At 61.4% G+C, this 25,365-nt stretch carries 26 protein-coding genes; 6 read left to right on the top strand and 20 right to left on the bottom strand.

Annotation, left to right across the window (positions count from 1 at the left end; translation table 11 throughout):
- Nucleotides 1-8: 8 nt before the first annotated feature.
- The 15 genes from ACYVRZ_RS11515 to ACYVRZ_RS11445 form a co-directional block, all read right to left on the bottom strand.
- A complete protein-coding gene (locus ACYVRZ_RS11515) occupies nucleotides 9-242 on the bottom strand; it encodes a DUF1146 family protein (protein WP_262314763.1) in 234 nt (77 codons plus the stop codon).
- Nucleotides 243-400: 158 nt separating this feature from the next.
- On the bottom strand, nucleotides 401-811 hold the full coding sequence (locus ACYVRZ_RS11510; RefSeq protein ID WP_262314902.1) for a F0F1 ATP synthase subunit epsilon: 411 nt from the start codon (nucleotides 809-811) through the stop codon (nucleotides 401-403).
- A 35-nt stretch (nucleotides 812-846) separates the two neighbouring features.
- Nucleotides 847-2,298, bottom strand: a complete 1,452-nt coding sequence (gene atpD, locus ACYVRZ_RS11505) for a F0F1 ATP synthase subunit beta (RefSeq protein ID WP_262314764.1) — start codon at nucleotides 2,296-2,298, stop codon at nucleotides 847-849.
- 66 nt (nucleotides 2,299-2,364) lie between these two features.
- Complete coding sequence (locus ACYVRZ_RS11500) at nucleotides 2,365-3,297, bottom strand: F0F1 ATP synthase subunit gamma (protein WP_262314765.1); 933 nt, start codon at nucleotides 3,295-3,297, stop codon at nucleotides 2,365-2,367.
- Between the two features lie 10 nt (nucleotides 3,298-3,307).
- Nucleotides 3,308-4,822 carry a F0F1 ATP synthase subunit alpha gene (gene atpA / locus ACYVRZ_RS11495; protein ID WP_461227025.1) on the bottom strand — a complete coding sequence of 505 codons (1,515 nt, stop codon included), beginning with the start codon at nucleotides 4,820-4,822 and terminating at the stop codon, nucleotides 3,308-3,310.
- Nucleotides 4,823-4,827: 5 nt separating this feature from the next.
- Entirely contained in the window at nucleotides 4,828-5,385 is a 558-nt protein-coding gene (gene atpH, locus ACYVRZ_RS11490; protein ID WP_461227023.1) for an ATP synthase F1 subunit delta, read from the bottom strand.
- Entirely contained in the window at nucleotides 5,372-5,860 is a 489-nt protein-coding gene (gene atpF, locus ACYVRZ_RS11485; RefSeq protein WP_262314768.1) for a F0F1 ATP synthase subunit B, read from the bottom strand. The genes atpH and atpF overlap by 14 nt, the downstream gene beginning before the upstream one ends.
- A 47-nt stretch (nucleotides 5,861-5,907) precedes the next feature.
- Complete coding sequence (gene atpE, locus ACYVRZ_RS11480) at nucleotides 5,908-6,120, bottom strand: F0F1 ATP synthase subunit C (RefSeq protein ID WP_125702956.1); 213 nt, start codon at nucleotides 6,118-6,120, stop codon at nucleotides 5,908-5,910.
- A gap of 14 nt (nucleotides 6,121-6,134) precedes the next feature.
- Nucleotides 6,135-6,857 (bottom strand): F0F1 ATP synthase subunit A, encoded by a 723-nt coding sequence (gene atpB, locus ACYVRZ_RS11475; protein WP_262314769.1) that lies wholly within the window; start codon nucleotides 6,855-6,857, stop codon nucleotides 6,135-6,137.
- Between the two features lie 1,172 nt (nucleotides 6,858-8,029).
- On the bottom strand, nucleotides 8,030-8,659 hold the full coding sequence (gene upp / locus ACYVRZ_RS11470) for a uracil phosphoribosyltransferase (RefSeq protein WP_225047091.1): 630 nt from the start codon (nucleotides 8,657-8,659) through the stop codon (nucleotides 8,030-8,032).
- Between the two features lie 86 nt (nucleotides 8,660-8,745).
- Complete coding sequence (locus ACYVRZ_RS11465; RefSeq protein ID WP_461227020.1) at nucleotides 8,746-9,978, bottom strand: serine hydroxymethyltransferase; 1,233 nt, start codon at nucleotides 9,976-9,978, stop codon at nucleotides 8,746-8,748.
- Nucleotides 9,979-10,020: 42 nt separating this feature from the next.
- On the bottom strand, nucleotides 10,021-11,037 hold the full coding sequence (locus ACYVRZ_RS11460; protein ID WP_461227018.1) for an L-threonylcarbamoyladenylate synthase: 1,017 nt from the start codon (nucleotides 11,035-11,037) through the stop codon (nucleotides 10,021-10,023).
- Nucleotides 11,018-11,890 carry a peptide chain release factor N(5)-glutamine methyltransferase gene (gene prmC / locus ACYVRZ_RS11455; protein ID WP_461227016.1) on the bottom strand — a complete coding sequence of 291 codons (873 nt, stop codon included), beginning with the start codon at nucleotides 11,888-11,890 and terminating at the stop codon, nucleotides 11,018-11,020. Before prmC ends, ACYVRZ_RS11460 begins: the two co-directional genes overlap by 20 nt.
- Nucleotides 11,883-12,962, bottom strand: a complete 1,080-nt coding sequence (prfA, locus tag ACYVRZ_RS11450; protein WP_461227014.1) for a peptide chain release factor 1 — start codon at nucleotides 12,960-12,962, stop codon at nucleotides 11,883-11,885. Before prfA ends, prmC begins: the two co-directional genes overlap by 8 nt.
- Before the next feature lie 9 nt (nucleotides 12,963-12,971).
- On the bottom strand, nucleotides 12,972-13,568 hold the full coding sequence (locus tag ACYVRZ_RS11445) for a thymidine kinase (protein ID WP_461227012.1): 597 nt from the start codon (nucleotides 13,566-13,568) through the stop codon (nucleotides 12,972-12,974).
- Between the two features lie 148 nt (nucleotides 13,569-13,716).
- On the opposite strand from ACYVRZ_RS11445, the gene ACYVRZ_RS11440 reads away from it, so the two are divergent.
- Both ACYVRZ_RS11440 and ACYVRZ_RS11435 read left to right on the top strand, forming a co-directional pair.
- Entirely contained in the window at nucleotides 13,717-15,078 is a 1,362-nt protein-coding gene (locus ACYVRZ_RS11440) for a MurT ligase domain-containing protein (protein WP_461227010.1), read from the top strand.
- 15 nt (nucleotides 15,079-15,093) lie between these two features.
- Nucleotides 15,094-15,435: an SHOCT domain-containing protein gene (locus ACYVRZ_RS11435; RefSeq protein WP_461227008.1), complete on the top strand. Its 342-nt coding sequence runs from the start codon at nucleotides 15,094-15,096 to the stop codon at nucleotides 15,433-15,435.
- A 131-nt stretch (nucleotides 15,436-15,566) separates the two neighbouring features.
- Here the strand turns inward: ACYVRZ_RS11435 and sufB are convergent, their stop codons facing one another.
- Genes sufB through sufC form a run of 5 tightly spaced genes read right to left on the bottom strand, consistent with a single transcriptional unit; the run spans nucleotide 15,567 to nucleotide 20,370 of the window.
- Nucleotides 15,567-17,003 carry a Fe-S cluster assembly protein SufB gene (sufB, locus tag ACYVRZ_RS11430; RefSeq protein WP_461227006.1) on the bottom strand — a complete coding sequence of 479 codons (1,437 nt, stop codon included), beginning with the start codon at nucleotides 17,001-17,003 and terminating at the stop codon, nucleotides 15,567-15,569.
- Nucleotides 16,996-17,439, bottom strand: coding sequence for a Fe-S cluster assembly sulfur transfer protein SufU (gene sufU, locus ACYVRZ_RS11425; protein WP_262314778.1), 444 nt, complete (start codon nucleotides 17,437-17,439; stop codon nucleotides 16,996-16,998). Before sufU ends, sufB begins: the two co-directional genes overlap by 8 nt.
- The gene (locus ACYVRZ_RS11420; RefSeq protein ID WP_461227004.1) at nucleotides 17,426-18,622 is read right to left on the bottom strand and encodes an aminotransferase class V-fold PLP-dependent enzyme; all 1,197 of its coding nucleotides are present in this window, start codon (nucleotides 18,620-18,622) and stop codon (nucleotides 17,426-17,428) included. Before ACYVRZ_RS11420 ends, sufU begins: the two co-directional genes overlap by 14 nt.
- On the bottom strand, nucleotides 18,615-19,610 hold the full coding sequence (locus tag ACYVRZ_RS11415; protein ID WP_461227002.1) for a SufD family Fe-S cluster assembly protein: 996 nt from the start codon (nucleotides 19,608-19,610) through the stop codon (nucleotides 18,615-18,617). The genes ACYVRZ_RS11420 and ACYVRZ_RS11415 overlap by 8 nt, the downstream gene beginning before the upstream one ends.
- Complete coding sequence (gene sufC / locus ACYVRZ_RS11410; RefSeq protein ID WP_461227000.1) at nucleotides 19,603-20,370, bottom strand: Fe-S cluster assembly ATPase SufC; 768 nt, start codon at nucleotides 20,368-20,370, stop codon at nucleotides 19,603-19,605. Before sufC ends, ACYVRZ_RS11415 begins: the two co-directional genes overlap by 8 nt.
- A gap of 253 nt (nucleotides 20,371-20,623) precedes the next feature.
- On the opposite strand from sufC, the gene ACYVRZ_RS11405 reads away from it, so the two are divergent.
- Genes ACYVRZ_RS11405 through ACYVRZ_RS11390 form a run of 4 tightly spaced genes read left to right on the top strand, consistent with a single transcriptional unit; the run spans nucleotide 20,624 to nucleotide 25,329 of the window.
- Nucleotides 20,624-21,271 carry a response regulator transcription factor gene (locus tag ACYVRZ_RS11405; protein WP_461226998.1) on the top strand — a complete coding sequence of 216 codons (648 nt, stop codon included), beginning with the start codon at nucleotides 20,624-20,626 and terminating at the stop codon, nucleotides 21,269-21,271.
- A complete protein-coding gene (locus ACYVRZ_RS11400) occupies nucleotides 21,261-22,265 on the top strand; it encodes a sensor histidine kinase (RefSeq protein ID WP_461226996.1) in 1,005 nt (334 codons plus the stop codon). Before ACYVRZ_RS11405 ends, ACYVRZ_RS11400 begins: the two co-directional genes overlap by 11 nt.
- A gap of 53 nt (nucleotides 22,266-22,318) precedes the next feature.
- On the top strand, nucleotides 22,319-22,987 hold the full coding sequence (locus tag ACYVRZ_RS11395) for an ABC transporter ATP-binding protein (RefSeq protein ID WP_461226994.1): 669 nt from the start codon (nucleotides 22,319-22,321) through the stop codon (nucleotides 22,985-22,987).
- A complete protein-coding gene (locus ACYVRZ_RS11390) occupies nucleotides 22,984-25,329 on the top strand; it encodes an ABC transporter permease (RefSeq protein ID WP_461226992.1) in 2,346 nt (781 codons plus the stop codon). The genes ACYVRZ_RS11395 and ACYVRZ_RS11390 overlap by 4 nt, the downstream gene beginning before the upstream one ends.
- Nucleotides 25,330-25,365: the final 36 nt, after the last annotated feature.

The raw sequence follows: 25,365 nt of genomic DNA, 5'->3' as shown, positions 1-25,365 counted from the left end.
CGCCGCGCTTACAGCAAATACTGTAGATCCCGCGCCGCCCCCAGCAGCGACAGGAAGAACTCGCTGACCGCAAAGCCCAGGGCAATCGCGACAAAAACCATCAGCAGCTGACTCTCCCGCACGTGGTTGGGGCGAAGCAGCTTGTCAAATCGCACCGCCGTCAGCAGGCGAAAGCTGATCAGAATGAAAACAAAGTGTGAAAGCATGGTCACCGCCGCGGTGATGCCGAGTCCTCCGTACATGTGGTACCTCCCAGTCGTGTAATGTCTAAGGCCATGATACGTCAACGCCCCCTGCCGTGGCGCGACCGCCAGCGACTTTGAGAAAAACTTCAGGAGTCGCGGTTGCGCCTTCTCCCGCCACGCCAAAAAGGCCTGCCGCGTGGCAGGTCTTCCTGGAATTATTTGCCGGTTTTGACGTGAATCCGGTTGATCGCGCGTTGCAGAGCAACCTGGGCGCGTTGCAGATCGTCGCTGTCCTTTTGGGCCTTCGCCTCTTGGATGCGCCGTTCCGCACGTTGCCGGGCCGCCTCGGCGCGAGTCAGGTCGATGTCACGGGCGCGTTCCGCGGAATCCGCAACAATCGACGCGGTGTTGGCGGAGACTTCCATGAAGCCGCCGTTCACCGCGATCTCGTCTTCGTGCCCCGGGTTGTCGGTGCGACGAACCCGCACCTCACCGATCGTCAGCGGTGCGACGATCGGCTCGTGGTTGGCCATGATGCCCATGTCGCCGGTCGTTGTTTTGACAATGACCATGCTGGCGTGGTGATCGTACACCAACCCGTTGGGGGTCACGATGTTGACCCGCATGACTTTTGGTTGTTCAGCCAAGAAGAATCCCCTCCTTAGTTCGCAGCCGCTTGCAGCGTGTCGCCTTGTGCTTGTTCAGGGTCGTAGCCCAGGCTCTTGGCCTTTTCGACCACGTCTTCGATGCGGCCGACCAGGCGGAAGGCTTCTTCCGGATAGTCGTCCATCTTACCGTCGAGGATCATCTTGAAGCCCTTGACCGTCTCTTCAACCGGCACGTAGCTCCCTGGCAAGCCAGTGAAGCGTTCCGCCACGTTGAAGGATTGCGACAGGAAGAACTGAATCCGCCGGGCACGAGCCACGGTGGTCTTCTCGTCGTCGGACAGTTCATCCATCCCAAGAATCGAGATGATGTCTTGCAGCTCCTTGTAGCGCTGCAGGACCTGCTGAACGCGGGTCGCAACCTTGTAGTGCTCCTCGCCGACGATGTCCGGCGTCAAGGCACTGGAGGAAGACTCCAGCGGATCTACGGCCGGGTAGATGCCTTGCTCGGTCAGGCGCCGTTCCAGGTTGGTGGTGGCGTCCAAGTGGGCGAAGGTCGTGGCTGGCGCTGGATCCGTGTAGTCATCGGCAGGCACGTAAATCGCCTGAATCGACGTGACGGAGCCCTTCTTGGTCGAGGTGATCCGCTCCTGCAGCTGGCCCATTTCGGTGGCCAGCGTTGGCTGGTAACCAACGGCCGACGGGATGCGGCCGAGCAGCGCGGAAACTTCGGAACCCGCCTGGGTGAAGCGGAAGATGTTGTCGATGAACAACAGCACGTCTTGGCCCTCGACGTCGCGGAAGTACTCCGCAATCGTCAGTCCGGTCAGCGCGACGCGCATCCGGGCACCAGGCGGCTCGTTCATCTGTCCGAACACCATGGCGGTGTTTTGGAGCACGCCTGATTCCTTCATTTCGAAGTACAGGTCGTTCCCTTCACGGGTGCGTTCGCCGACCCCGGTGAAGACCGAGATGCCGCCGTGCTCTTCGGCAATATTGTGGATTAGTTCCTGGATCAAAACGGTTTTGCCGACCCCGGCACCCCCGAACAACCCAACTTTCCCCCCACGCAGGTAGGGTTCAAGCAGGTCGATGACTTTGATCCCGGTTTCGAGAATCTCGGAGCTTGTGCTCAGGTCCTCGAAGGCCGGGGCATCTTTGTGGATGCCGTCGCGCCGGTGATCGGGTCCAAATGCTGGACCATTGTCGATCGTCTGCCCCAAAACGTTGAATACCCGGCCAAGTGTGTCCTTGCCGACGGGAACGGAGATGGAGCCGCCGGTATCGGTGGCCGTCATCCCACGCACTAACCCATCGGTTGAGTCCATGGCGATGGTCCGCATCACGCCGTCGCCGAGCTCGAGGGCGACTTCCAGCACAAGCTGTTTGCCGTCCCCCTTCTCGACGTTCAGCGCGTTGTTGATTTCGGGTAAATCATCGTTAATCGGGAATTCGACATCGACAACAGGGCCGATCACTTGCACGATTTTACCTAAGCTATTACTCAATGAAATCGTCCTTCCCTGTTGTGATTTGATGCGAGCGACGCAAGGGCGTCACCCGCCGCGCTGGCCTTACGCCAGCGCATTGGCACCGCCGACGATTTCGGTGATTTCCGTGGTAATTTGCGCCTGCCGGGCCCGGTTGTAGGTCACGGACAGACGGGAAATCAGATCGTTGGCGTTGTCGGTCGCGCTTTTCATCGCGGTGGTGGAGGCCGCGTGCTCGGCCGTCTTGGCGTCCATGATGGCGCCAAAAATCAGACTCTCCGCGTACTGAGGCAAGATTGCCTCAAGCACGGCGTCTGGATCGGGCTCTGTCAGGTACTCGATGTTTGCATCTGCCACCTCAGCGACGTCAAGGTCAGTGATCGGCAACATCTTTTCTGCCCGGAAGGCAGAGGTCAGCGAGTTGACGTGGTGGTTGTAGCACACGTACAACTCGTCGAAGACGCCGTTGTCAAACATCGTCACGGCCGTCTTGACAATCTCCCGCACTTCATCGAAGGTCGGAATGTCCGAGACGCCGCGGTACTCGTAGGCCAGGTTCAAACCCCGGCTCTTGAAGAAGTCGGCCCCGGTGCCGCCGACGGCCATAATGACAAAGTCGTCTTTGTCCTTGTGGTCGTCGGTGAACATCTGCATCATGGCCTTCAAGATGGTGGAGTTGTACCCGCCCACCAGGCCGCGATCGGATGTGATCACCAGGTAGCCGGTTTTTTTGACCGGCCGTTCCGCCAAGAGGTTGGCCACCTGCAGCCGCTCGGCCGAGACACCAGCCCCGGCCTGAAGCGCCTCGCTTTGCTGCCGCTCGATTTCGAGCAGCTGCGCGGCGGCGAGGTGGGTCACGATTTCGCGAACCTTGTTGGCGTACAGTTGGTAAGCGCTGGACCGCTTTTCAATCTGGCTGAGCTTGGAGCCCGAGACCATCTGCATGGCCTGGGTGATCTGCCCGGTTTTCTTGGTGGAAGCGATCTGGCGCTTGATGTCCATTAATGATTCAGCCATGCCGCCCTCCTTATTTGTCGGTGCCGCTAGCAAAACCATCCGCAAAGCCCTTGATCAGCTCGTCGAGTTTGGCGGTGTCCGGCAGCTTGCCGGTTTCTTGAATCTGGGCCAAGAGGTCGGCGCCATTGCTGTCAGCGTAATCGAACAGCTCGTCTTGGAACCGCGCGATGTCGTCGATGCCGACCGTGTCCAGGAAGCCATGGGTCAGGGCGTAGAGGATCAGCACCTGCTTGGCCACCGGCAGCGGCTTGTGAACCGGCTGCTTCAACACTTCAACGGTGCGACGGCCGCGGTTCAACTTGGCCTGCGTGGCGGCATCCAGGTCGGAGCCGAACTGCGTGAAGGCCTCAAGCTCACGGAACGAGGCGAGGTCCAAACGCAGCGTCCCGGCAACCTTCTTCATCGCCTTGATCTGGGCGTCGCCCCCGACACGGGAGACGGACAGCCCGGCATCAATCGCGGGACGGGTGCCGGAGTAAAACAGGTCGCTTTGCAGGAAAATCTGGCCGTCGGTGATCGAGATCACGTTGGTCGGAATGTAAGCGGAGATGTCCCCGGCCTGAGTTTCGATGACCGGCAGCGCGGTCATCGACCCGCCACCGAGCTCATCGGAGAGCTTGGCCGCACGCTCCAGCAACCGGGAGTGCGTGTAGAACACGTCACCTGGGTAGGCTTCACGGCCTGGTGCCCGCCGCAGCAGCAGCGACAGCTCACGGTAGGCGGTCGCCTGCTTGGTCAGATCATCGTAGATAATCAAGACGTGCTTGCCGTTGTACATGAACTCCTCGCCCATGGCGGCCCCGGCGTAAGGCGCGATGTAAAGCATCGGCGCTGGTTCGGACGGGCCGGCGGTCAGCACGATGGTGTAATCCATCGCCCCGTACTTGCGCAGCGTTTCGACCTGCGTGCGAACCGTCGAGTCTTTTTGCCCGATGGCCACGTAGATGCAGATCATGTCCTGACCTTTTTGGTTGATGATCGTGTCGATCGCAATCGACGTCTTACCGGTCTTGCGGTCGCCGATGATCAGCTCACGCTGACCACGGCCGATTGGAACCAGCGAGTCGATCGCCTTCAGCCCGGTTTGCAGCGGTTCCGTGACGGACTTGCGCTGCATAACGCCCGGGGCCTTCACTTCGATCGGCCGGTGCTTGGTCGTGTCGATCGGACCCTTGCCGTCCACCGGCTGACCCAGCGCGTTCACAACGCGCCCGATCATGGCTTCGCCTACGGGAACGTCCATGATGCGACCGGTGCGTTTGACCTGGTCGCCTTCACGAATGTTGTCAAAATCCCCCAAAATGATGATGCCGACATCATCACTTTCAAGGTTTTGGGCCATCCCGTATGAGCCGTTGGCGAATTCCAGTAATTCACTGGCCATCGCGTTCTTGAGGCCGGTCGCACGTGCGATCCCGTCACCGACGTAGGTCACGGTGCCGACTTCCTCGACGTTCAGGTCATCTTGATAACTTTCAAGTTGTTTTTTGATCAGAGAACTGATTTCCTCAGTCTTGATGCTCATCCGGTTCACCTCTTTTGCGTATTGGTGAGCAACTGCTTTTGAAGCTTGCCGAGGCGCGTCGCGATCGTGCCATCGATGATGCGATCATCGGACACGACCTTGACGCCGCCGATGATGCGGTCGTCGACCACCTGGGTCAACACCACATCCTTGGCCGCAAACTTCACAGCAATCGCTTGTCGCATTGCCTGTACCTGAGATTCGCTCAGCGTCTGGGCCGTGGTGACCTGCGTCTTGACGATGCCGGCTTCTTCGTTGAAGCGGCGGTCAAAGGCGTCGATCACGCGGCTCAGGCCGCCGATGCGACCGTTGACAAAAACCACGTCGATCAGGCTCTGGACCAACCCACTGCAGTCGCGCTTCAAAAGCGCAAGCAGGGTGTCCTTTCGAGCCGTCGCCAGGTCCTTGCCAGCCAGGGCAACAAGCAGGTCTGGGTTTTGGTCGATAACAGTTGCGAGTTCTAACAGCTCGTCATGCACCGCTTCCAGGCTGTTGTTTGCGGATGCAACCTCAAACAGGGCCTTGGCGTAGCGCGGTGCGACCATCTGATCAGTGACTGCCATTGGCATCACCTAAATCCTTGATGTACGAGTCGATTAACTCGGACTGGGTATCGGCATCCAATTCCTTGCCGATGATCTTCTTGGCAATGGCCAAGGAGAGATCCGCAACGTCATTCTTCGCGTTGTTCAGCGCATCTTGCCGCTCTTGGGCAATGTCTTTGTGTGCGTTGAGCTTCAGCGTGTCCGCCTCGCTCTTAGCGGCAGAGACGAGTTCCTGACGTTGCTTTTCGCCGTTTTCCTTCGCCGTGTTGACGATTTTAACGGCATCGGCCTTGGAGTTCTTCAGCTCGGCCTGGCGCTTTTCGGCCAATTCCTTGGCTTCCTTGCGTGCGTTGTCCGCGTAGTCCAGATCGCCTTCGATCTTTTCTTGACGCGCCAACATAATCGCCGTCACCGGCTTCCAGGCCACTAACCCGACAAGTACCAATAAGACAGCGAAGGTGACGATGGTGAAAAGCATATCGCCTGCAGTCATATTTTAGACTCCCTTCTATTGACACGGGCAGCGTCGCCCGTGTTGTCTTACTTGCTCAGCAGCATGAACGCGATAACGATCGCCATGATCGGAACCGCTTCAATCATGCCGACGCCGATGAACATGGTGGAACGCAGGGAACCGGAAGCTTCCGGCTGGCGTGCCATACCTTCAAGGGTCTTGGAAATAACTTGACCGTTACCATAAGATGCAGCGAGTGCGGCAAAGGCGGCGGCGATAGCAGCAGCGATGTATTGCATGATTTTTCCTCCTATTATTCAGAAACTACCTTTTCAGACGTGTATACCGTCGCTAAGGTGACAAAAATGTACGCTTGAATCGTACCAATGAACACTGAGAACCCTTGCCAAATCATCTCGACCAGGAAGGCGCCGACGAATGAAACAACGCCGACAGCGCCATGACCCGAGAACGCGAGCTGTTTGATCAAAAGCAACAGCACTTCCCCCGCGAAGATGTTCCCATAAAGACGCATCGACAGCGTGACGAAGTTCGTAAAGTTCTCGAGGATGGTGATCGGAAGCAGGAACGGGACCGGCGAAACGTATCCCTTCAGGTAACCCTTCATGCCGTTGAAGACCACGCCGAAGAAGTGCGACAGCACCATGACCATCATGCCCAAACTCATGGTGATGATGGGATCGGCCGTCGCGGAACGGAACCAGGTCTTCCCGCCCACATCGACCTGAAAAATCAGGCCAATCTGGTTGTTCACAAAGATGAACAAGAACAGCGTGAAGGCGAACAAACCAAAACGACTGCCTTCCTTCCCTGGCATCGACTGTTTGACGATGCCATTGATGAAGTCGATCAGGTATTCCAATACGTTTTGCCTACCATTGGGACGAAGCGTTGGCTTGCGCGACAGGGCAAAGACGAAGAGGAACACCAGAATCGCACTCACCAGAATCGCCAGGTCGTTGGCCGGGTTGAAACGCAGTCCGAAGAGTTCGAATGTGGGATAACTTTCGTTCACAGAATTCACCTCCTTAACCGAAGCAAGGTGGCACCAATATGTACGGACGTCAAGCGGCGGCGTGCAGTGTCACAATGTTTCTTAATTGCGGATTGGCGGATACCCATCCGACAAACACACTGAACACTTTAACACCTTTCAATCAAAAAAACAAAACAAACCAGCGAATTTTCAGTCCCGGTCTCATGCACTTTTCATCGAATTTTTCAAAATCCGAACGGTCAGTGACCGCAATGATGCGCCGCATGAAACAAACAGTGCTGGCGGTGTGTACCACTTGGCCAGAATGGGTCTATCGGCCATTGACATCCGTGCGGGTACCCCCTTGCAGCTTCTTAATATGGTAGAAACTGGTGGCTCAGCTCCACCATAACATGCCGGGCCTCAACTTGCCAATTCGCCTCACCACCGCTCGCACAAAAGCCCACGCGTGGCGAGCTTAAAAGTTGCCAGGTAACCGCTTACCTGCTAAGCTAAACTCAAGTGATCACTAGGATAGGGGTCGGTGGCCGGCCACCGTGACAAACCCTTCTTCGGCGGCGATCCAGTGGCAAGCGCCACGCTACCTCACGCAGACCAGGCCCCAGCCCGGCCCCGTCATCGATGATATCAGTGGAACCCGTCGCATTAGAGTGGGCGGGAATCATTAATCGTAGTGGATAACCGGTTGCAGTGTTATCAAACGCCCAACTCCAAGTACGGAGGTAGCTGCGGGCGGGCGAGGCGGCCGGGACGCGTACCGGCCAGCACGACAAACCATTCCGGCGGCCCGGAAGGTGTGCTGGCTCAGGCGGCGTAACCTGTTTTAGATTCAAAGCACGACCGCCTGCTCAGGCGTGTGGATGTCACCGCACGGCGCAGTCCTGAGCCAGGAGGGTACGACCCCAGCCCCCGCGAACCACAAGCGCGGCCTGGGACGGCGGCACCGCGCGGCAGCTTCAGGCTGCCGGCCGGTGCCGGACAGGTGCGGGACCTGGCTTTGGCTCCAGTGCGGCGCTGCAGCGTCGTGCTGGGACAGGAGCCTGGCCACCCAACGCCTTGTCGACACCCCCGGAACACAACGCCCAGATCCGCTGGCGGGGTACTTCCCGTCGGCGGATTTGGTGCGTCCTTTTTGGTTCAAGCCCACCACGCGCAACAAAAAAACGCCTGCAAGCAGGCGTTAAGCGTGGTTACTTGGTACCGAAGAGCCGGTCACCGGCATCGCCCAGGCCCGGGAAGATGTAGCCGGTGTCCGTCAGGTGATCGTCAAGCGCAGCGGCGTAGATGTCAACATCCGGATGCGCATCCTGGACGGCCTTGACCCCTTCCGGCGCGGCAACCAGCACCACGAGGCGCATGGACTTGGCCCCGCGCTTTTTGAGCGCTTCGATGGCCATGTTTGCACTCCCACCGGTGGCGAGCATCGGGTCGACGATGAATAAGTCGCGCTGGTCGATGTCGGCCGGCATCTTCACGAAGTATTCGTGCGGCAAAAGCGTCTCTTCATCGCGGTACATCCCGATATGGCCGACCTTGGCCGCTGGAATCAGGCGCAGCACACCGTCGACCATGCCCAGCCCGGCACGCAGAATCGGCACGACGGCCAGCTTCTTGCCGGCGAGCTGCTTTTGCGTCGTCTTCCCCATCGGCGTCTCGATTTCAACATCCTCAAGCGGCAGGTCGCGGGTGATCTCGTACACCATCAGCTCGGCGATCTCGTTGGCGATCTCGCGGAACTCCTTGGTGCCGGCGTTCTTGTCGCGAATCAGCGTCAGCTTGTGTTGAATCAGCGGGTGGTTCAAAACCGTAAATTTGCCCATGTGCAAATGGTCCTCCTTTATTTATGGCGAACGCCAAGTCCCATCTGGGAACTTGGCGTTATTGGCATTTCTGCCCAAAACCTTGTCTATGATACAGGATGACGACCGGTCAGTGCAAGCACTGATTGACGAATCTGGGCCAAAGCTTCGGGATTTTCACGATTTTGCAGTGTGCGGGAGATCAGGTGGGCGACTTCCTTGCAGTCGGCCGGGGTGAAGCCACGGGTGGTGATGGCCGCGGTGCCGACACGAATGCCGGAGGTCTTGAACGGGCCGTTGAGCTCGCCGGGAATCTGGTTCTTGTTGGTGGTGATCATCACCGAATCCAGCAAGTCCTGCACCTCACGCCCGACGACGCCGTAGCCGGTGACGTCCAAAAGCACCATGTGGTTGTCGGAGCCGCCGGAAATCATCTTGAGGTGCGGATCTTCCGCAAAGCCGGTACACATCGCCTGCATGTTGGCGACAATCTGCTTGGCGTAGTCCGCAAACTCGGGCTTGAGTGCCTCGCCCAGCGCGACGGCCTTGGCCGCGATCACGTGGTCGAGCGGACCGCCTTGAATGCCGGGGAACAGGGCCGAGTTAATCGCCTTGCCGTACTGCTTCTTGGCCAAAATCATGCCGCCGCGGGGACCGCGCAACGTTTTGTGCGTCGTGGTCGTGACCACATCGGCGTATGGCACCGGACTCATATGAACGCCACCGGCCACCAGCCCGGCGATGTGGGCCATGTCGACCATCAGGTAGGCACCGACGCGGTCGGCGATGTCGCGGAACCGCGCAAAGTCGATTTCGCGGCTGTAGGCCGACGCGCCGGCGACAATCAGCCGCGGGTGAACCGCCTCGGCCTGCGCCTGAATCGCGTCGTAATCCAGCCGGCCGGTCGCCGGATCCAGGGCGTAATGGTAGAAGTGGTACTCCTGGCCGGAAAAATTCACGGCCGCGCCGTGGGTTAGGTGCCCCCCATCGGTCAGATCCATCGCCAGAACCTTGTCACCGTCTTCCAAAAACGCGCGGTAGACGGCCATGTTGGCCTGCGAACCCGAGTGCGGCTGGACGTTGACGTACTCGGCCCCAAACAGGGTCTTGGCCCGGTCAATCGCCAGTTGCTCAATCTGGTCGATGTAGGTGTTGCCGCCGTAGTAGCGGTGGCCCGGGTAGCCTTCGGAGTACTTGTTGGTGAGCACACTGCCTTGCGCCGCCCGCACCGCCGGGCTCACGATGTTTTCTGACGCGATCAATTCAATGTTTTGCTGCTGGCGTTCCTCTTCTTGCCGGATTGCGGTGAACACTTCCGGATCGATCTTCAAAAAATCCATGTGCGACACTCCCTTCGAATTGCCTTAAGTATAGCAAAGGGTTCAGTTCCCGTCGCGTTGGAAGTGCGTATTGCCAGCGGATTTTAACAGCCGGTTCATGTAAGCGGCGCCAAGGCCATCTTGGGCGAAGGCCTCCGCCACAATCAGCTTAATGGTGGGATGCAGGTCAAACCAGCGCAGCCCGGCGAACAAGTTGTGGGTAGCGCTTTGAACGTCTTCGCCCAGGCTGTAACTCGGCACAGCGGCCGGCACCTGCGTCAGCAAGTCATCGGTGGCCATCACGCCAAAGGGCTGCCCCTTGGCCTTGGCCCAGGCCAAGGCTGCCTGCAGGTCGGCCGGGTGGTCCAAAACCACCACCTGGGCGCTTGGGGCGTAGTGCTTGTACTTCATCCCCGGGGCCTTGGGGGTTTCCTTGGCCCCGACCTTGTGGCGATCGGTCGCCACCTCGCCGATGATCGGGGCCAGCATGACCGGGGTCACCTCGCCGGGTCGCAGAATTGCCGGCGGCTGAACCGTCATGTCGATCACCGTCGACTCCACCCCCACGCTGGTCGGCCCGTCGTCGAGAATGCCGGCGATGGCGCCATCAAAGTCGTGCAGCACATGCGCCACCCGGGTCCCGGAAGGCTTGCCCGACAGGTTGGCGGAAGGGCCGACGATCGGCCGGCCGGCCAGCGTGATCATCTGGCGCGTCAGCGCGTTTTGCGGCATCCGAAAGGCCGCCGTCTGCAGGCCGCCGGTCACCACCATCGACAGCGCGTTGGGCCGGATGTTCAAGATGATGGTCAACGGCCCGGGCCAAAACGCAGCCATCAGCCGCTTGGCCTCAGGCGTGATGGTCGCGTACTGCACGACCATCTCGGGGCCGGCCACCGTCACGATCAGCGGGTTGTCTGCCGGCCGGTGCTTGGCCGCGTAGACCTTCAGCGCCGCCGTCGGACTGGTGGCGTCGGCCCCGAGCCCGTAGACGGTTTCGGTGGGAAAGGCCACGACCTCCCCTGCCTTGATCAGTGCCGCGGCCTCGGCCACGGTGTCTTTGTCAAACACTTGCGTTTCCATTGTCTCTCTCCTTATCGCTGGTTTCGTCAAGCCCCGTCAGGCGAACCATGCGGTCCAACCCGGCGAGGTCCTGGCGAAACATGACCTGGGCCCCGGGCAGCGCCTGGCTGAACAACGCGGCCAAGGCCTTTTTCTGGTGGTAGCCGAACTCGAGGTAAACCGTGCCGCCTGGGTTCAGGTGAGCCGCAACGTCTTGGGCGAACCGGGCGAACAGTGCCAGGCCCGAGTCTTCGGCAAACAGCGCCAGGTGCGGCTCGTAGTCCAGGGTGCTTTGATCCATCACCCCGACCTCCGCCGGGCTGATGTACGGCAGGTTGGCCACGATGAAGTCATAGCGCCCCAGGCTGGTAAACAGGTCGCTTTGAACGAAGCGACCGGCCCGGTCGAGCCGTTGGGCGTTGTGCTGGGCCACTTCAAGGGCCGCCTCCGACACATCGCTCAGGGTCATCGTCGCCTTCAGCTGCTTGGCCAGGGTCAACCCGATGGCGCCGCTGCCGGTGCCCAAATCAAGCCCGGTGGCCGCTTCCTGCTGCTCGCTTGCGGCCCAGGCCACCAGCTCTTCGGTTTCAAAGCGCGGAATCAGCACCGCCGGCGTGACGGCAAACAGATCGCCGTAAAACGGGGCCAGCCCGACGATGTACTGTGCCGGCTCGTGGCGCAAGAGCCGGGCGACGTCTTGGTCGAACTGGGCGGCCAAGGCCTCAGGCATCGCCTCGCGGCCGTGAAGGCGCAGGCCGCTTGGCGTGAAGTGGCCGCGCAGCTCCAGCACGTACCGGGCCCCATCCGGGTCAACTCCCGCCTGGGTGAGCAAAGAAGACGCCCCGCGGAGCGCCTCATCGTAAGTCTTAGTCATTGATCGATTCCAGCTTGGCGGTTTGGTCCTGCACAATCAAGGCCGCAATGATGTCATCGAGCTCGCCGTTCATGATGCGGTCCAGCTTGTTAAGCGTCAGGCCAATGCGGTGGTCGGTCACCCGGTTTTGCGGGTAGTTGTAGGTGCGAATGCGCTCCGAGCGGTCGCCCGAGCCGATGGCGGTCTTGCGCTGCTCGGCGTATTCGGAGGCGTTTTGGCTTTCGTAGAAGTCGTAGACCCGGGCCCGAAGGATCTGCATCGCCTTTTCGCGGTTTTGCTGCTGGGAGCGCTGATCTTGCATGGTCACGACAATCCCGGTCGGCAGGTGGGTCATCCGCACCGCCGAGCTGGTCTTGTTGATGTGCTGGCCACCGGCACCGCTGGAGCGGTAGACGTCGGTACGGATGTCCTTGGGGTCGATTTCAAGGTCGACCTCGTCGTACTCGGGCATCACGCCGACGGTGGCGGTGCTGGTGTGAACCCGGCCGGCGGATTCGGTCACCGGCACCCGCTGGACGCGGTGGGCGCCGTTTTCGTACTTGAGCTTAGAGTACACGGAGTCGCCCTGAATGAGGACGGAAACTTCCTTGTAGCCGCCGACTTCGGTGGGGTTCTCATCGATGATCTCGGTGGTCCAGCCCTGCTTTTCGGCGTACTTCATGTACATGCTGAGCAGATCCGCGGCAAACAGGCTGGCCTCGTCGCCGCCGGCCGCACCGCGAATTTCCATGATGATGTTCTTGTCGTCATTGGGGTCTTTCGGCAGCATCAAGATCTTGATCTGGTCTTCGAGTTGACCGACTTGCGGCCGCAACGTGGCCAGGTCCTCTTTGGCCAGCTCTTCCATGTCCGGGTCGTGGCTTTCGCGCAGCATTTCGTCGGCCTCGTCAATGTCTGACTTCACCTGCTTGTACTGGCGATAGGCGGCGACGACCTCGCGCATGCTGCCTTCTTCCTTAGATAGTGCCAGGTAGCGCTTGGTGTCTGCCAGCACCTCGGGGTCGGACATCAGCTCCTGCAACTCGTCGTAGCGATCCAGCAGCCCGTCTAATTGTTCAAAAATCTTGTCCATGGCTCCTCCTTATTTGGTCGGTTGCTCGCCCAGCAGGTTCGCAGGCGGGAAGTAGTAGTGGTGGCGGCACACTGGGAAGTAGGCCTCGTTGCCGCCGATTTGAATTTGCTCGCCGGCATAAACCGGGTGATGATCGTGGACGCGCAGGTTCATGATCGCCTTTTTGGCGCAGAACCAGCAGATGGTCTTCATTTCCTCGATTTTGTCGGCGTAGAGCAGCAGGTACTTGGAGCCTTCGAACAGCTCGTTGCGAAAGTCGTTCTTCAGCCCAAAGGCCATCACCGGAATGTGCAGCTCATCGACCACCTGGGCACATTCGAACACGTGGTGCTTTTGCAAGAACTGCGCCTCGTCGATCAGCACACAGGCGGCGTTGACGTTTTGGGCCTTTACCAGCTCAAAAACGTTGGTGGCCGCGTCGATCGGATGCGCTTCGCGGCTCAAGCCGATGCGCGAGGCCACCACCCCCACCCCGGAGCGGTCGTCCAAAGCAGAGGTCAGGATGATCACCTGCTTGTTTTGCTCCTCGTAGTTGTGGGCCACCTTCAAAATCTCGATCGACTTGCCCGAGTTCATCGCGCCGTACCGGAAAAACAGCTGCGCCATCCTGCACACTCCTTTTTATGAAAATACCCTTCCCAGTATAACGAATCGCCGGCGCAATTGACACCGACGACCGCGATTTTTTCGCCGACCGCCGCGGCCTTGTGTGTTATCATTAACCAGATAGTGTGACAGAAAGGCGCGTTGAACAATGAAAATCACCGTAAGAGCTCGCTTGGCGATTGCGCTGGGCCGGCTCAGTTACTGGTACCTCCACAAATTCCGCGGCGGCGGCAGCTCGTTTCCGGGCAAGCTGGCGCTGCGCATCGACCCCAACGTCATGGCCGCCTTGGGGCAAGACCGCGACGTGATCATCGTCACCGGCACCAACGGCAAGACGCTGACCACCAACTTGATCGTCAAGGTGCTGCGCCAAAAGTACCAAGACGTCTTGACCAACCCCACCGGCTCCAACATGGTCCAAGGCATCACCACCGCCTTTTTCGCCCATCAGCCGGTGGCCGGCGCCAAGCGGCCGCTGGCGGTGCTTGAGGTCGACGAGGCCAACGTGGCCCCGGTCGCCCGCGCTTTGCACCCCAAGGCCTTCGTGATGACCAACATCTTTCGCGACCAGATGGACCGCTACGGCGAATTCTACACCACCTACGAGAAGATTCTGGCCGGGGTGCGGGCCAATCCTACCGCGACGGTGATTGCCAACGGCGACGCACCGATTTTCTCCTCGCGCGAACTGCAAAACCCGCTGCGCTACTTCGGCTTTGACCTCGGCCAAGACGACGGCGCCGACGTGGTGGCCCCACCGAACACCGATGGCGTCTTGTGCCCGGTGTGCGAGCACATCCTGCACTACCACGCGCTGACCTACGCCAACCTCGGCGACTTCTTTTGCCCCAACTGCGGCTTCAAGCGGCCGGTGCTCGCCCACACGGTGACCGCGATCACCGAGCAGACCCCGACGCGCTCGGCCTTTGCCATCGACGGCCACCCCTACCAGCTGGCCATCGGCGGCACCTACAACATCTACAACGCCCTGGCCGCCTACGCGGTCGGCGCCGAGTTCGGCATCACCCCAACACAAATCACCCAGGCCTTCAGCTACGACGAGAAGGTCTTCGGCCGCCAAGAGGAAATCGCGATTGCCGACAAGCAGATCACGCTGATTCTGGTCAAGAATCCGGTCGGCCTCAACGAGGTGCTGGACATGATCCAGCGCCAGCCCGAGCCATTCGGCTTTGCCATGCTGCTCAACGCCAATTACGCCGACGGCACCGACACCAGCTGGATATGGGACGGCAACTTCGAGCAGCTGGTCCAAAGCGGTCAGGCCACGACCTACCTGGTCGGGGGCGAGCGGGAAAAAGACGTCGCCTTCCGCATGCAAGTCGCAGGTGTCCCGCAAAGCGAGCTGATTGAGCGGCCGAGCCTGGACGACGTGATCACCGCCGTGGCCGGCTTCAAGGAAGACAAGGTCTACGTGCTGGCCACCTACACCGCCGTGCTGCAGCTGCGCCAAAAGCTCAGCGCGGCCGGCTACATCAAGGCCGGCTTTTAACCCAAGGAGGTCACGATGAAGCAAACCAAGTCCAACTGGGGCTGCGGCGCCTTGATCGTCGCCGCCATCGCCATCAGCCTGCTGGTCACCTACTGGTACGTGTTCGTTGCCTTGGCGGTGCTGGGCGCGGCCACTTGGTACTACGTTCACCAAAAGCAGGTCAAGGCCCAAGCGGCGGCGGCCGAAGAAGCCCGGCAGGCGGCGGCGACCGCCAAGCGTGAGGCGGCGGAGCAGACCAAGGTCGAGCAGATTCGCCGCTTCAAGGCACTGCTGGACGACGGCGCGATCACCCAGGCCGAGTACGACCAGCAAAAGGCGCGGATTCTGGGCGACGGGCAAGACCCGCTGGACTTTTAGCCCTGGCGCCGCGCCAACAGGCCCTGCATCGAAACGATGCAGGGCCTGTTTTGGCCGCAATTCAGATTCAGGTGGCAACATTGTGGCACGACCGCCCCCAGCAAGTGCCACCCAGGCGCGTCGCTTCGGCTTCAGCCGACGCTGCCCTCCATCTCCATGCCGATCAGCCGGTTGAGCTCCACCGCGTATTCCATCGGCAGTTCCTTGGTGAACGGCTCGACGAAACCCATGATGATCATCTCGGTGGCCTTGGCCTCGGGGATGCCGCGGCTTTCCAGGTAGTAAAGCTGGACCTCCGAGACCTTGGACACCTTGGCCTCGTGCTCCATCGCCACCGTGGGGTTGTGAATCTCGTTGTACGGAATGGTGTCGGACTTGCTTTGCTCATCCATCAGGATCGTGTCGCACTCCACGTGGCAAAAGGCGTTGTCGGCCTTATCCGTGAACCGCACGGTGCCGCGGTAGTCGACGCGACCGCCGTCTTTGGCGATGGATTTGGAGACAATCGAGCTTGAGGTGTTCGGCGCGTTGTGAATCATTCTTGCCCCATTGTCCTGGTCGACGCCGGAGCCGGCGACGGCGATGGACAGCATCGTGCCGTGAGCCCCCGCCCCGTCCAGGTAGACACTGGGGTACTTCATCGTGGTTTTGGAGCCGAGGTTGCCGTCGACCCACTCCATGGTCGCGTTTTGAAGCGCCTGGGCCCGTTTGGTTTCCAGGCTGTAGACGTTTTTGGACCAGTTTTGAATGGTGGTGTAACGGCAGTAGGCGTCGTCTTGCACGAAGACCTCGACCACCGCGGCGTGAAGCGAGTCGCTGGAGTAGCTCGGGGCCGTGCAGCCCTCGACGTAATTGATGTGTGCCCCGGGGCCGACGATGATCAGGGTGCGTTCGAACTGCCCGGTGTTTTCCGCGTTGATCCGGAAGTACGACTGAATCGGCACGTCGGTTTGGACGCCGGCCGGGACGTAGATGAAGCTGCCACCGGACCACACCGCCGAGTTCAAGGCGGCGAACTTGTTGTCGTTGGGATGAACCAGGGTGCCGAAGTACTGCTTGACGAGGTCTGGATGCTCCTTCAGCGCAGAATCCATGTCCATGAAAATGATACCGAGCTTGTCAAACTCGTCTTTCATGTTGTGGTACACAACCTCGGATTCGTACTGTGCCGAGGCGCCGGCCAGGTACTTGCGCTCGGCCTGCGGTACCCCGAGCCGGTCGAATGTGTTCTTGATGTCATCCGGCACATCCGCCCAGTCGCGGTAGGTGCGATCCGTCGCCTTTTGGAAGTAGCGCATGTTGGCCAGATCCAGGCCGGACAGGTCGGGGCCAAATGCCGGATCCGGCATCCGCAGGTAGGTGTGGTAGGCCTTGAGCCGATAATCCAGCATCCACTGCGGCTCGTGCTTCTCCTTGGAGATCGCGCGAACGGTGTCTTCGGTCAGGCCGCGGCCGGTGGTGAACACCGGCGCGATGTCGTCTTTGAAGTCGGCCGGGTTGCTTTCCGGCAGAAAATCGACGGCCGCCGCCACCTGCTCGTTGTTCTTGGTGTTTTTGGTCTCAGTCATGTTCCGCTCCTTTCGTCAGCGCCTGGGCCGCGGCCTTCCAGGCTAGGGTCGCGCATTTGACCCGGGCCGGGAATTGGTGAACGCCCTTGAGAATGGCCGCATCGCCCAGCGCCGCCTCGTCTTTGACCTGGCCGTCGATCACCAGGTCGGAAAACGTCGCCACCAGGTTCAGCACATGCTGCGGCGTCTGGCCGATGATGCGGTCGGTCATCAGGCTGCCTGAGGCCTGTGAAATCGTGCAGCCGCTGCCGGAAAAGGCCGCGTCCTTGATCACACCGTCTTTCACCTCGAGCGCCAGCGTCAAGACATCGCCGCAGCTCGGGTTGCGGACCGTCACCTGGTGGGTCGGCGCCGCCAGCGTCCCGTGGTGGCGCGGGTGATACGCCTCGTCCAGAATCACCTGGCGGTACAGCTGATCGAGTTTAGTCAGTGCCAAGAAAATACCCCCTTGCCGCGGCGACGGCGGTGGCCAGCCGGTCGCAATCGTCAGCCGTGTTGTAAAGCCCAAAGCTTGCGCGAACCGTCGCCGGGACCCCCAGCCGCGCCATCAGCGGCTGGGCGCAGTGGTGACCGGCCCGAACGGCAATCTGCTGTTCGTCCAAAAACGTCGCGAGGTCGTGCGGATGCACTCCGGCCAGGTTGAACGACACGATGCCCAGGCTGTTGGCCGAGCCGTACACGGTCACCCCGGGCGTTGCCGAAAGCCCCGCTCGCAGCCGCCGCACCAGCTGGTCCTCCCTGGCGCGAAACGTCGACCAGTCCTGCGCTTGCAGGAAGTCGATGGCGGCGGCCAGCCCGAAGGCGCCGGCGATGTTGGGCGTTCCCGCCTCGAACTTCAGCGGCACCTCCGCCCAGGTGGATTGCGCGTCGGTGACCGAGTCGATCATCTCGCCGCCAAACTGCACCGGGGGCATCCGCTCGAGCAGCGCCTGCCGGCCGTACAACGCGCCGATGCCGGTCGGACCGTAGATTTTGTGACCGGAAAAGGCGAAGAAATCCGCCCCCATCGCCTGCACATCGACCGGCATGTGCGGGGCGCTTTGGGCCCCGTCGACGACGACAAAGCCCCCGTTGGCGTGAACCGCATCGGCCAGCTGCCGCACCGGCACCAGGCCACCGGCGACGTTGGTCACTTGGGCGACGGCCAAAATCTTGGTCTTGGGCGTGATCAACTTGGCCAGCGCCTGCGGGTCGGTTTCGCCAAGCGGCGTCACCGGTGCGACGACGAACCGGGCCCCGGTTTTCGCGGCAAGCTGCTGCCAGGGAATGAAGTTGCTGTGGTGCTCGGCGGCGCTGACCAGAATCTCGTCGCCTTCATGCACCACCAGCGGTCCGAAGCTGGCTGCCACCAGGTTCAAGGACTCGGTGGTGCCGCGTGTGAACACGATTTCGGACGCCTGAGCCGCGTTCAGGAATCGGGCGACTTGCCCCCTTGCCGCCTCGTAGCCTTCGGTGGTGTTGTAGGCCAGCTGGTACAAGCCGCGATGAACATTGGCGTTGTCGTTGACGTAGTAATCATTCAGCGCATCCAGCACGACCTGCGGCTTTTGGCTGGTCGCCGCCGAGTCCAGGTAAACTAGGTCGGGGTGGCGCTTGAAAAATGGAAATTGCTCACGCATCTGCATTCACCAGCGTTTCATCGATTGTGTCAAACAGCGTCTGCTTCAGCTGTGGGTCCTTGATTTCGGCCAGGCCGGCCTCCAGGAAGCCGCGAATCACCAGGCGCGAGGCCAAGGCCTTGCTCAGGCCGCGACTCATCAGGTAGTACAGCTGAGCCTGGTCGATGCGCGTCACGCTGGCGGCGTGGCCGGCGGTGACGTCGTTCTCGTCGATCAAGAGAATCGGGTTGGCGTCACCTCTGGCCTCTTGCGCCAGCATTAGCACCCGGTTTTCCTGCTGGTTGTCGGCGCCTTGAGCCCCTTGCACGATGTGGCCGATGCCGTTGAAAATCAGGTGGGCGGCACCGGTGATGACCCCGCGTTGATTGATGTGGCCACCGGTTTTGCGGCCGTAGTTGGTCATGCGCGTGGTGTAGCCCAGGTGCTGACTGCCGCTGGCCAAAACACCGACGTTGACCGTCGCTCGGGCGCCTTCGCCGACCAGGTCACAGGTGATGAGGCTGGCGCCTGAGTTGTGGGAGAAGCCTGCAACCGTCCAGTTCAGGCTAGCGCCGGCGGCAAGCGTCGCCTTGCGCAGCGCAACGGCCGATCCGGCCGCCAGTGCGTCGTAGGTCAGCCAGTTGACCGTCGCGTCGGCACCGACTTCGAGCCACACGCCGATTGCCAGGTGCTCGCCGTGGCTCTGCCACGAATCCTGCAGCGTCACCGTGGCGCCGGGCTCGACCACCACATGCACCAGGCCGCTGCCCGCGGCTGGGCCTTGGATGAACACCGGCTCGCCTTGGTAGCCGGCCGGCACCGTCAGCGTGACGCCGGTTTGACCGGCACCTTGCAGCCAGTCCTCCAGACCGTCTGTTGGCGCCACCTGCAGACCCGCCGCCTGCGTGATTACCGCGTCAGCCGTCACGCCAACCGGCACCGCATCGGCCGGGGCCTGTTTCAGGGCCCGGGCCAGCGCAATTTTAGGGGTGCTGGGCAGCTCACGCATCGGCTTCACCCGCCTTCAGGTGTGTGTAACCGGTTTTTTCAAGCGACTTGGCCAGCTCGGCCCCACCGGTTTCGATGATCTCGCCGTCTTTCATGACATGCACGAAGTCGGGCACGATGTAATCGAGCAGCCGCTGGTAGTGCGTGATGATCAAGCTGCCAAATTCCGGCCCCCGCTGGGCGTTGACGCCCTTGGCCACGATACGCAAGGCGTCGATGTCAAGTCCGGAGTCGATTTCGTCAAGCAGCGCGAACTTAGGCTTGATCATCATCAGCTGCAAGATTTCGTTGCGCTTTTTTTCGCCACCGGAAAAGCCCTGGTTCAAGTAGCGGTCGGCCATGTCCTCCGGCATCTCAAGCGTGGTCATGGTCTGGTCCAGTTCCTTGAGGAAGCTCATGATCGAAATCGGGTCGTCCTGCGACCGTCTGGCGTTGACCGCGGCGCGAATGAACTCGGCGTTGGTGACCCCGGCGATTTCGGCGGGATACTGCATTCCCAGGAACAGGCCGGCCCGGGCCCGGGCGTCGACGCCTTGGTCCAGCAGGCTTTGGCCGTCGAGCAAAATGTCGCCTTCGGTCACCTGATAGCGCGGGTTACCCATGATGGTCTCGGCCATCGTCGACTTACCGTTACCGTTGGGCCCCATCAGCGCGTGAATTTCCCCGGTGCGGATGGTGAGGTTGACGCCGCGCAGAATTTCCGGGTGTTCGGGCTCGTCTTTGACTTTGACATGCAGGTTCTTGATTTCTAGTGTGCTCACAGTGTCGCCTCCAGTTGATTTTCGTCTCCATTGTACGTCATTCAAGCGGCCAAAACAAACGCTTTCACGAACAGCTAACTGCCCGTTTCAGGCGCATTTGCGCTTTTTGTGACACAGTTGTTCAGCGTACTTTGCTACAGAAGACTTGCGATGCTCCTATTATAGCAGTGCGAGTGAGTCCTTACTGCATTTATTGCGTTTGGCGTGACCGAATCCGTCGCCTGGGCTATGATAGCCTGAGGAGGTGGACCAGATGGAACTGCTGATTGTCGAAGATTCCCAACCGCTGGCGGCCAGCTACGCCACGTACTTGGCCCCGGTGGCCCGGGTCACCTGCGTGGGTACTCTGGCCGCCGCCAGCGCCGCGGTCACCGCCCGGCCGCCGGACGCCGTGATTTTGGACCTCGCGTTGCCGGACGGCGACGGCTTGGCCTGGCTCACCCAGTGGCGACCGCTGTTGGCCGCCAAGGTGCTGGTGCTGACCGCCAACGATGCGGAGCAGGCCGAGCTGACCGGGCTTGCGCTGGCCGAAGACTACGTGGTCAAACCGGTCAGCCTGCGCGTCTTGGTCGCCCGGCTGGCCAAGCTGGTGCCGCCAACCGCCTTGAAGCTGGGCAACATGACCGTCAACCTGAGCCGCGCCGAGCTGTCGCGCGACGGTCAGGTCATCGCCTTGTCGGCCACCGAGTGGCGCCTGGTGGCGTATTTTGCCCAAAATCAGGGACAGCTGCTGACCCGGGCCCAGCTCTTGGCGGTGATTTGGGATGCCCGCGACCAGATGGTGTCGGACAACACACTGACCGTGACCGTCAAGCGCCTGCGGGAGAAACTGGAGGCGGATCCGGCCCATCCGGCCCTGATTCGCACCATCCGAGGAATGGGGTATTTCATTGAGACTTAACGCCTTCTCACGCCCGGAGGCCCGGGCCATCGCGTGGCTTGGGCTGGGGCTTAGCGGCCTCACCGCCGGCGGTTTCGGCATCGCCGCAGCGCTGGCCCCAGCGGCGCGGCTGCCGCTTTTGGTCCTAGGCGCAATCGCCGTCGCGGCGATTGCCTGGTCTTGCAACCGCTGGCTGCGCCACGTGCTGGCGGCGCTTGAAGCCATCGCCACGCAGCTGCACCAGGCCGCTCGCGGCGAGGTGAGCTACCCGCTGACGCAAAACGACGAGGGGCTGTTCTCGGCGCTTCACAACGACTTATACCACTACGTTCGCCAAAGCTCAGCGGCCAAGGCCGCCTTGGCCCAGGACCGGGCCCAACTCGCCGTGGCGATTCAAGACATCGCCCACCAGCTGCGAACCCCGATTGCCACCCAGGCCAACCTGATCGAGCTGCTGGCCACCGAAGACATCGGTACCACAGCGGAGCTGGCCCAGCAAAACGCGCGGCTTCAGGCCCTGGTCGAGCAGCTGATTCTGCTGGCTCGCGTCGACACCCACACGCTGAGCCAAAACCGTCAAAGCGTCTCCCTGGACGCCTTGCTGCGCCAAAGCCTGAACTTCCTGTTACACCAAATCGCCGAGGCCAACCTAGAGGTCGTCTGGCAGGTGCCGGCCGCCCTCACGATTGAGGTCAATCCGCGCCTGATGCAAGAGGCGTTCATCAACCTACTGAAGAACGCGGCGGAACACGCGCCGGCCGGCAGCCGCTTGATTGTCGGTGCCACTCAGACCCCCCTGAGTACCACAATCACCATCCAAAACTTCGGCGAGGCGCTGCCGGCCGCAGATCTGCCCCATGTTTTTGAGCGCTTCTACCGCGGCAGCCAAAGCGTCGCCAACAGCCTGGGCATCGGGCTGGCCATCGCGCATGGCGTCATTGCCGCCGCAGACGGGCGCGTGACGCTTGCGAACACGCACCCCGGTGTTTTGACCACCGTCACGCTTTTTCACTGACTGTCACCCGCCTGTCACTTGGGGTCGGTATCTTAAGCGTGGAGGTGTTCATCATGTCAATTTTAACCGCAACCGATCTGACCAAAACATACCCCGGTGAGGAACGCCCGGCGCTGCAAGACGTGTCTTTGCGCATCGAGGCCGGCGAATTCGTCGCCATTGTCGGACCCAGTGGCTCCGGCAAGTCGACGCTCCTGCACATGCTCGGGGGAGTCGATCGGCCGACCGCTGGCCACGTCGCGCTTTACGACACCGACCTCGGCAGCCTGAACGAAACTCAACTCGCGATTTTCCGCCGGCGTCAAGTAGGGCTGATCTACCAGTTTTACAACCTGATGCCGACACTGACGGTGGGTGAAAACATCACGCTGCCGGCCGAGCTGGACGGCAAGCACATCCCCGACGCGGAGCTGACCGAGATGCTGGCGGCACTCGGCCTGACCGCCAAGGCCCACGCCCTGCCGAGTCAACTGTCGGGCGGCCAGCAACAGCGCGTGGCGATTGGTCGGGCGCTGATTAACCAACCGGCGATCGTGCTGGCCGACGAGCCGACCGGCAACCTCGACCAGCGCAACTCGCAGGAAATTATGGACCTGCTGCACTACGCCAACATCAAGCAGGGGCAAACCGTGATTGTTATCACCCACGATCCGCAAATTGCCGCCCAGGCCCAGCGCGTTTTGACCATCGAAGACGGCCGGTTGACGAAGGCGCAGTCATGATTATCGCCAAAATCAGCTGGCAAAACCTGCGGCAGACGCCGGCTCGCACCCTGCTGACCATTCTGGCCATGGGCGTCGCCGCCACGCTTGCCGTCGCCTCGTTGGTCGGCCTGAGAAGCGCCCAGAGCAGTCTGTTCAGCTACCAGCGCGATCAGACCCAGGCGCTGGTCGGCTTCAGCGACCTGACCGACAAGCAGTATCAGTCCCTGACCACCTCCGCCGAGCTGGTTCACCAGCACCAGTTCGTCACCACCGGCACCGCGCGGCTAGGCAAAAACAAGCTGCCGGCCGTCGTGGTCACCCCTGCGACCATGCGGCAGCTGGGCCCCGCCTTGCTGAGCAGCGGCCGCTTGCCGCGACGCGCAACAGAGGCGCTGTTGGCGGACAACTGGCTGGACGGCCACGCGAAGCTTGGCGACTGGCTGACGGTCAGCCAAAACGGCCAGCGCCGGCGGGTTCACGTGGTCGGCACGATGAGCCCTTACAACCGCAGTTACCTGACCACCGGCGGCCTGCTTCAGCAGCAGTCCCGCTTGCCCGCGGGACGTTACGGACTTTTGGCCGACCTCACTGTCACCCGCAACGCCCGGGCTCGCGTGGCGGCGCTGGCAACCAAGGCCGGCGTGAAGGCAACACACTACCAGCTGAACGACGACGCCTTAGCGGTGATGGGGGAAGCCAACAAGCGGCAGACGCGCCTGATTATCATCGGCACGGTGGCCGGAGTGCTGGCCGTGATCAGCGTGGCCGCCTTGCTGCTCATCTACACCAGCATCAACTTGACGGTGCAGGCTTACCGCACCCGCTACGGCCTGCTGCGGTCGCTGGGCACCACGCCCAAGCAGCTGCGCCACATTGTGCTGAGCGAAGCGCTGATGCTTTTGGCACCGGCCCTGCTGCTGGGCTTTGGCTTTGGCATCGGCGGCATGGCGGTGACCCTAGGCTGGCTGAACCGGCTGTTCGCCCACAGCGACTTCGCCTTTGCGCTGCACCTGACCGTCGACTGGCTGCCGCTCACCGTGGCCGCCGTCTTCATGGCCACCGTCACCTTAGTCGCCGCCGCTCGCCCGGCCTGGCGAGCCAGCCGCGTCTCCCCGATTGCGGCCATTCGTGCCCAGGCGGCCTCGCCCAAGATCTCCAAGCGCCGGCTGCGCCCTGGCTTTTGGCTGCGTCACGTCAAGCGGCCGACGCTGCGGCTGGCCCTGCGCAACTACCGCCGCACCGACCGCAAGGCGACGATGATGGTCACGCTGGTGGCGACCGTCGCGCTGTTCGTCGGCCTGACCGGCTTCACCGCCAACTTCCTGCGCGATTACGGCACCACCGACGGCGCCGACATCACGGCGACCACCGGCGGCAACCAGCTGAAGGCGATGAGCCGGACGCTTGAAGCCACCGGCGCCGTCGAGCAGCAACTGGTCGCTCAGCACTTCGGCCTAGACGTCAAGCAGGGGCCGCTGTTTTTGAAAGGCTTTGACCTGTCGATTTACGCGGTGGATGCACCCTTGGCTCGCCAGCTCGAGCACCCCCTGCCTTTTCTGGTGAACACCCGGGTGCAAACCGAGGACAGTGAGGGTCGCACGGTGATGACCGACACCGTGCCGGCTGGCTACCACCGACCGCTCACACTGCGCGACCCGGTGTCGAAAAAAAGCGTGACCGTCTCGCCAACCATCGTGTCGCACCGCGCGAACACGCCCGAGGCACTGGTGGTGGATTCCAACGGCGAAGTCGGCCTGTTCATCTCACGGGCTCAGTTCAAGCACTGGCAACAAAAGCTTGGGTTAAAGACTTCCAACACCACTAGTGTCGCCGCCGTCAAGCTGCACGATGCTAACACGCACAAGCAGGTTGCCGCCGCCGTGAAGGCCCGCGTCAGCGGGGTCAACGTGACTGACGCCGTCGCGGCCGATCAGGAGAACTACGCCATCACCACCATGATGCGCGTGTTGATGAGCGGCTTTGTCGCCCTGCTGGCGCTGGTCAGCCTCGCAACGATCGTCAATCACACCTTCGCCGATCTGATGGCCTCGCGCCAAAGCCTCGCGATGATGCAATCAATCGGCACGACGCCGGGCCAGCTGACCGCGGTCAAGAGCCTGGAGTACGCCTTTTTGATGGGCCAGGGACTGCTTTACGGTGGCGCGTTGGGGGCCGGCGTCAGCTACGGCCTGTGCATGCTGCTGTGGCAAGGCACCCCAGATCACCCCGTCTACCTGTGGCCGACCTTCGGCCTGGCCACGGCGGCGATCACCATCGGCCTGATCTGGTTGGCCTTCGTCTGGGCGACCCGGCGACTGCTGACGCACCAGGACATCGACGCCTTGATTCGCCGCGCGTAAACAAATAAATGCCTCGCACCACCGCAACTGCGGTGA

The sequence above is a fragment of the Lacticaseibacillus suihuaensis genome, assembly GCF_054785075.1.
Note: the sequence above shows the minus strand (reverse complement) of the source record. Positions and strands in the feature narration are given on the sequence as shown.

What these genes read in the sequence shown, in the direction of transcription:
- ACYVRZ_RS11515 (WP_262314763.1), bottom strand. Translation starts at nt 242, where the DNA reads ATGTACGGAGGACTCGGCATCACCGCGGCGGTGACCATGCTTTCACAC.
- ACYVRZ_RS11510 (WP_262314902.1), bottom strand. Translation starts at nt 811, where the DNA reads ATGCGGGTCAACATCGTGACCCCCAACGGGTTGGTGTACGATCACCAC.
- ACYVRZ_RS11500 (WP_262314765.1), bottom strand. Translation starts at nt 3,297, where the DNA reads ATGGCTGAATCATTAATGGACATCAAGCGCCAGATCGCTTCCACCAAG.
- atpA (WP_461227025.1), bottom strand. Translation starts at nt 4,822, where the DNA reads ATGAGCATCAAGACTGAGGAAATCAGTTCTCTGATCAAAAAACAACTT.
- atpH (WP_461227023.1), bottom strand. Translation starts at nt 5,385, where the DNA reads ATGGCAGTCACTGATCAGATGGTCGCACCGCGCTACGCCAAGGCCCTG.
- atpF (WP_262314768.1), bottom strand. Translation starts at nt 5,860, where the DNA reads ATGACTGCAGGCGATATGCTTTTCACCATCGTCACCTTCGCTGTCTTA.
- atpE (WP_125702956.1), bottom strand. Translation starts at nt 6,120, where the DNA reads ATGCAATACATCGCTGCTGCTATCGCCGCCGCCTTTGCCGCACTCGCT.
- upp (WP_225047091.1), bottom strand. Translation starts at nt 8,659, where the DNA reads ATGGGCAAATTTACGGTTTTGAACCACCCGCTGATTCAACACAAGCTG.
- ACYVRZ_RS11465 (WP_461227020.1), bottom strand. Translation starts at nt 9,978, where the DNA reads ATGGATTTTTTGAAGATCGATCCGGAAGTGTTCACCGCAATCCGGCAA.
- ACYVRZ_RS11460 (WP_461227018.1), bottom strand. Translation starts at nt 11,037, where the DNA reads ATGGAAACGCAAGTGTTTGACAAAGACACCGTGGCCGAGGCCGCGGCA.
- prmC (WP_461227016.1), bottom strand. Translation starts at nt 11,890, where the DNA reads ATGACTAAGACTTACGATGAGGCGCTCCGCGGGGCGTCTTCTTTGCTC.
- prfA (WP_461227014.1), bottom strand. Translation starts at nt 12,962, where the DNA reads ATGGACAAGATTTTTGAACAATTAGACGGGCTGCTGGATCGCTACGAC.
- ACYVRZ_RS11445 (WP_461227012.1), bottom strand. Translation starts at nt 13,568, where the DNA reads ATGGCGCAGCTGTTTTTCCGGTACGGCGCGATGAACTCGGGCAAGTCG.
- ACYVRZ_RS11440 (WP_461227010.1), top strand. Translation starts at nt 13,717, where the DNA reads ATGAAAATCACCGTAAGAGCTCGCTTGGCGATTGCGCTGGGCCGGCTC.
- ACYVRZ_RS11435 (WP_461227008.1), top strand. Translation starts at nt 15,094, where the DNA reads ATGAAGCAAACCAAGTCCAACTGGGGCTGCGGCGCCTTGATCGTCGCC.
- sufB (WP_461227006.1), bottom strand. Translation starts at nt 17,003, where the DNA reads ATGACTGAGACCAAAAACACCAAGAACAACGAGCAGGTGGCGGCGGCC.
- ACYVRZ_RS11420 (WP_461227004.1), bottom strand. Translation starts at nt 18,622, where the DNA reads ATGCGTGAGCAATTTCCATTTTTCAAGCGCCACCCCGACCTAGTTTAC.
- ACYVRZ_RS11415 (WP_461227002.1), bottom strand. Translation starts at nt 19,610, where the DNA reads ATGCGTGAGCTGCCCAGCACCCCTAAAATTGCGCTGGCCCGGGCCCTG.
- ACYVRZ_RS11405 (WP_461226998.1), top strand. Translation starts at nt 20,624, where the DNA reads ATGGAACTGCTGATTGTCGAAGATTCCCAACCGCTGGCGGCCAGCTAC.
- ACYVRZ_RS11395 (WP_461226994.1), top strand. Translation starts at nt 22,319, where the DNA reads ATGTCAATTTTAACCGCAACCGATCTGACCAAAACATACCCCGGTGAG.
- ACYVRZ_RS11390 (WP_461226992.1), top strand. Translation starts at nt 22,984, where the DNA reads ATGATTATCGCCAAAATCAGCTGGCAAAACCTGCGGCAGACGCCGGCT.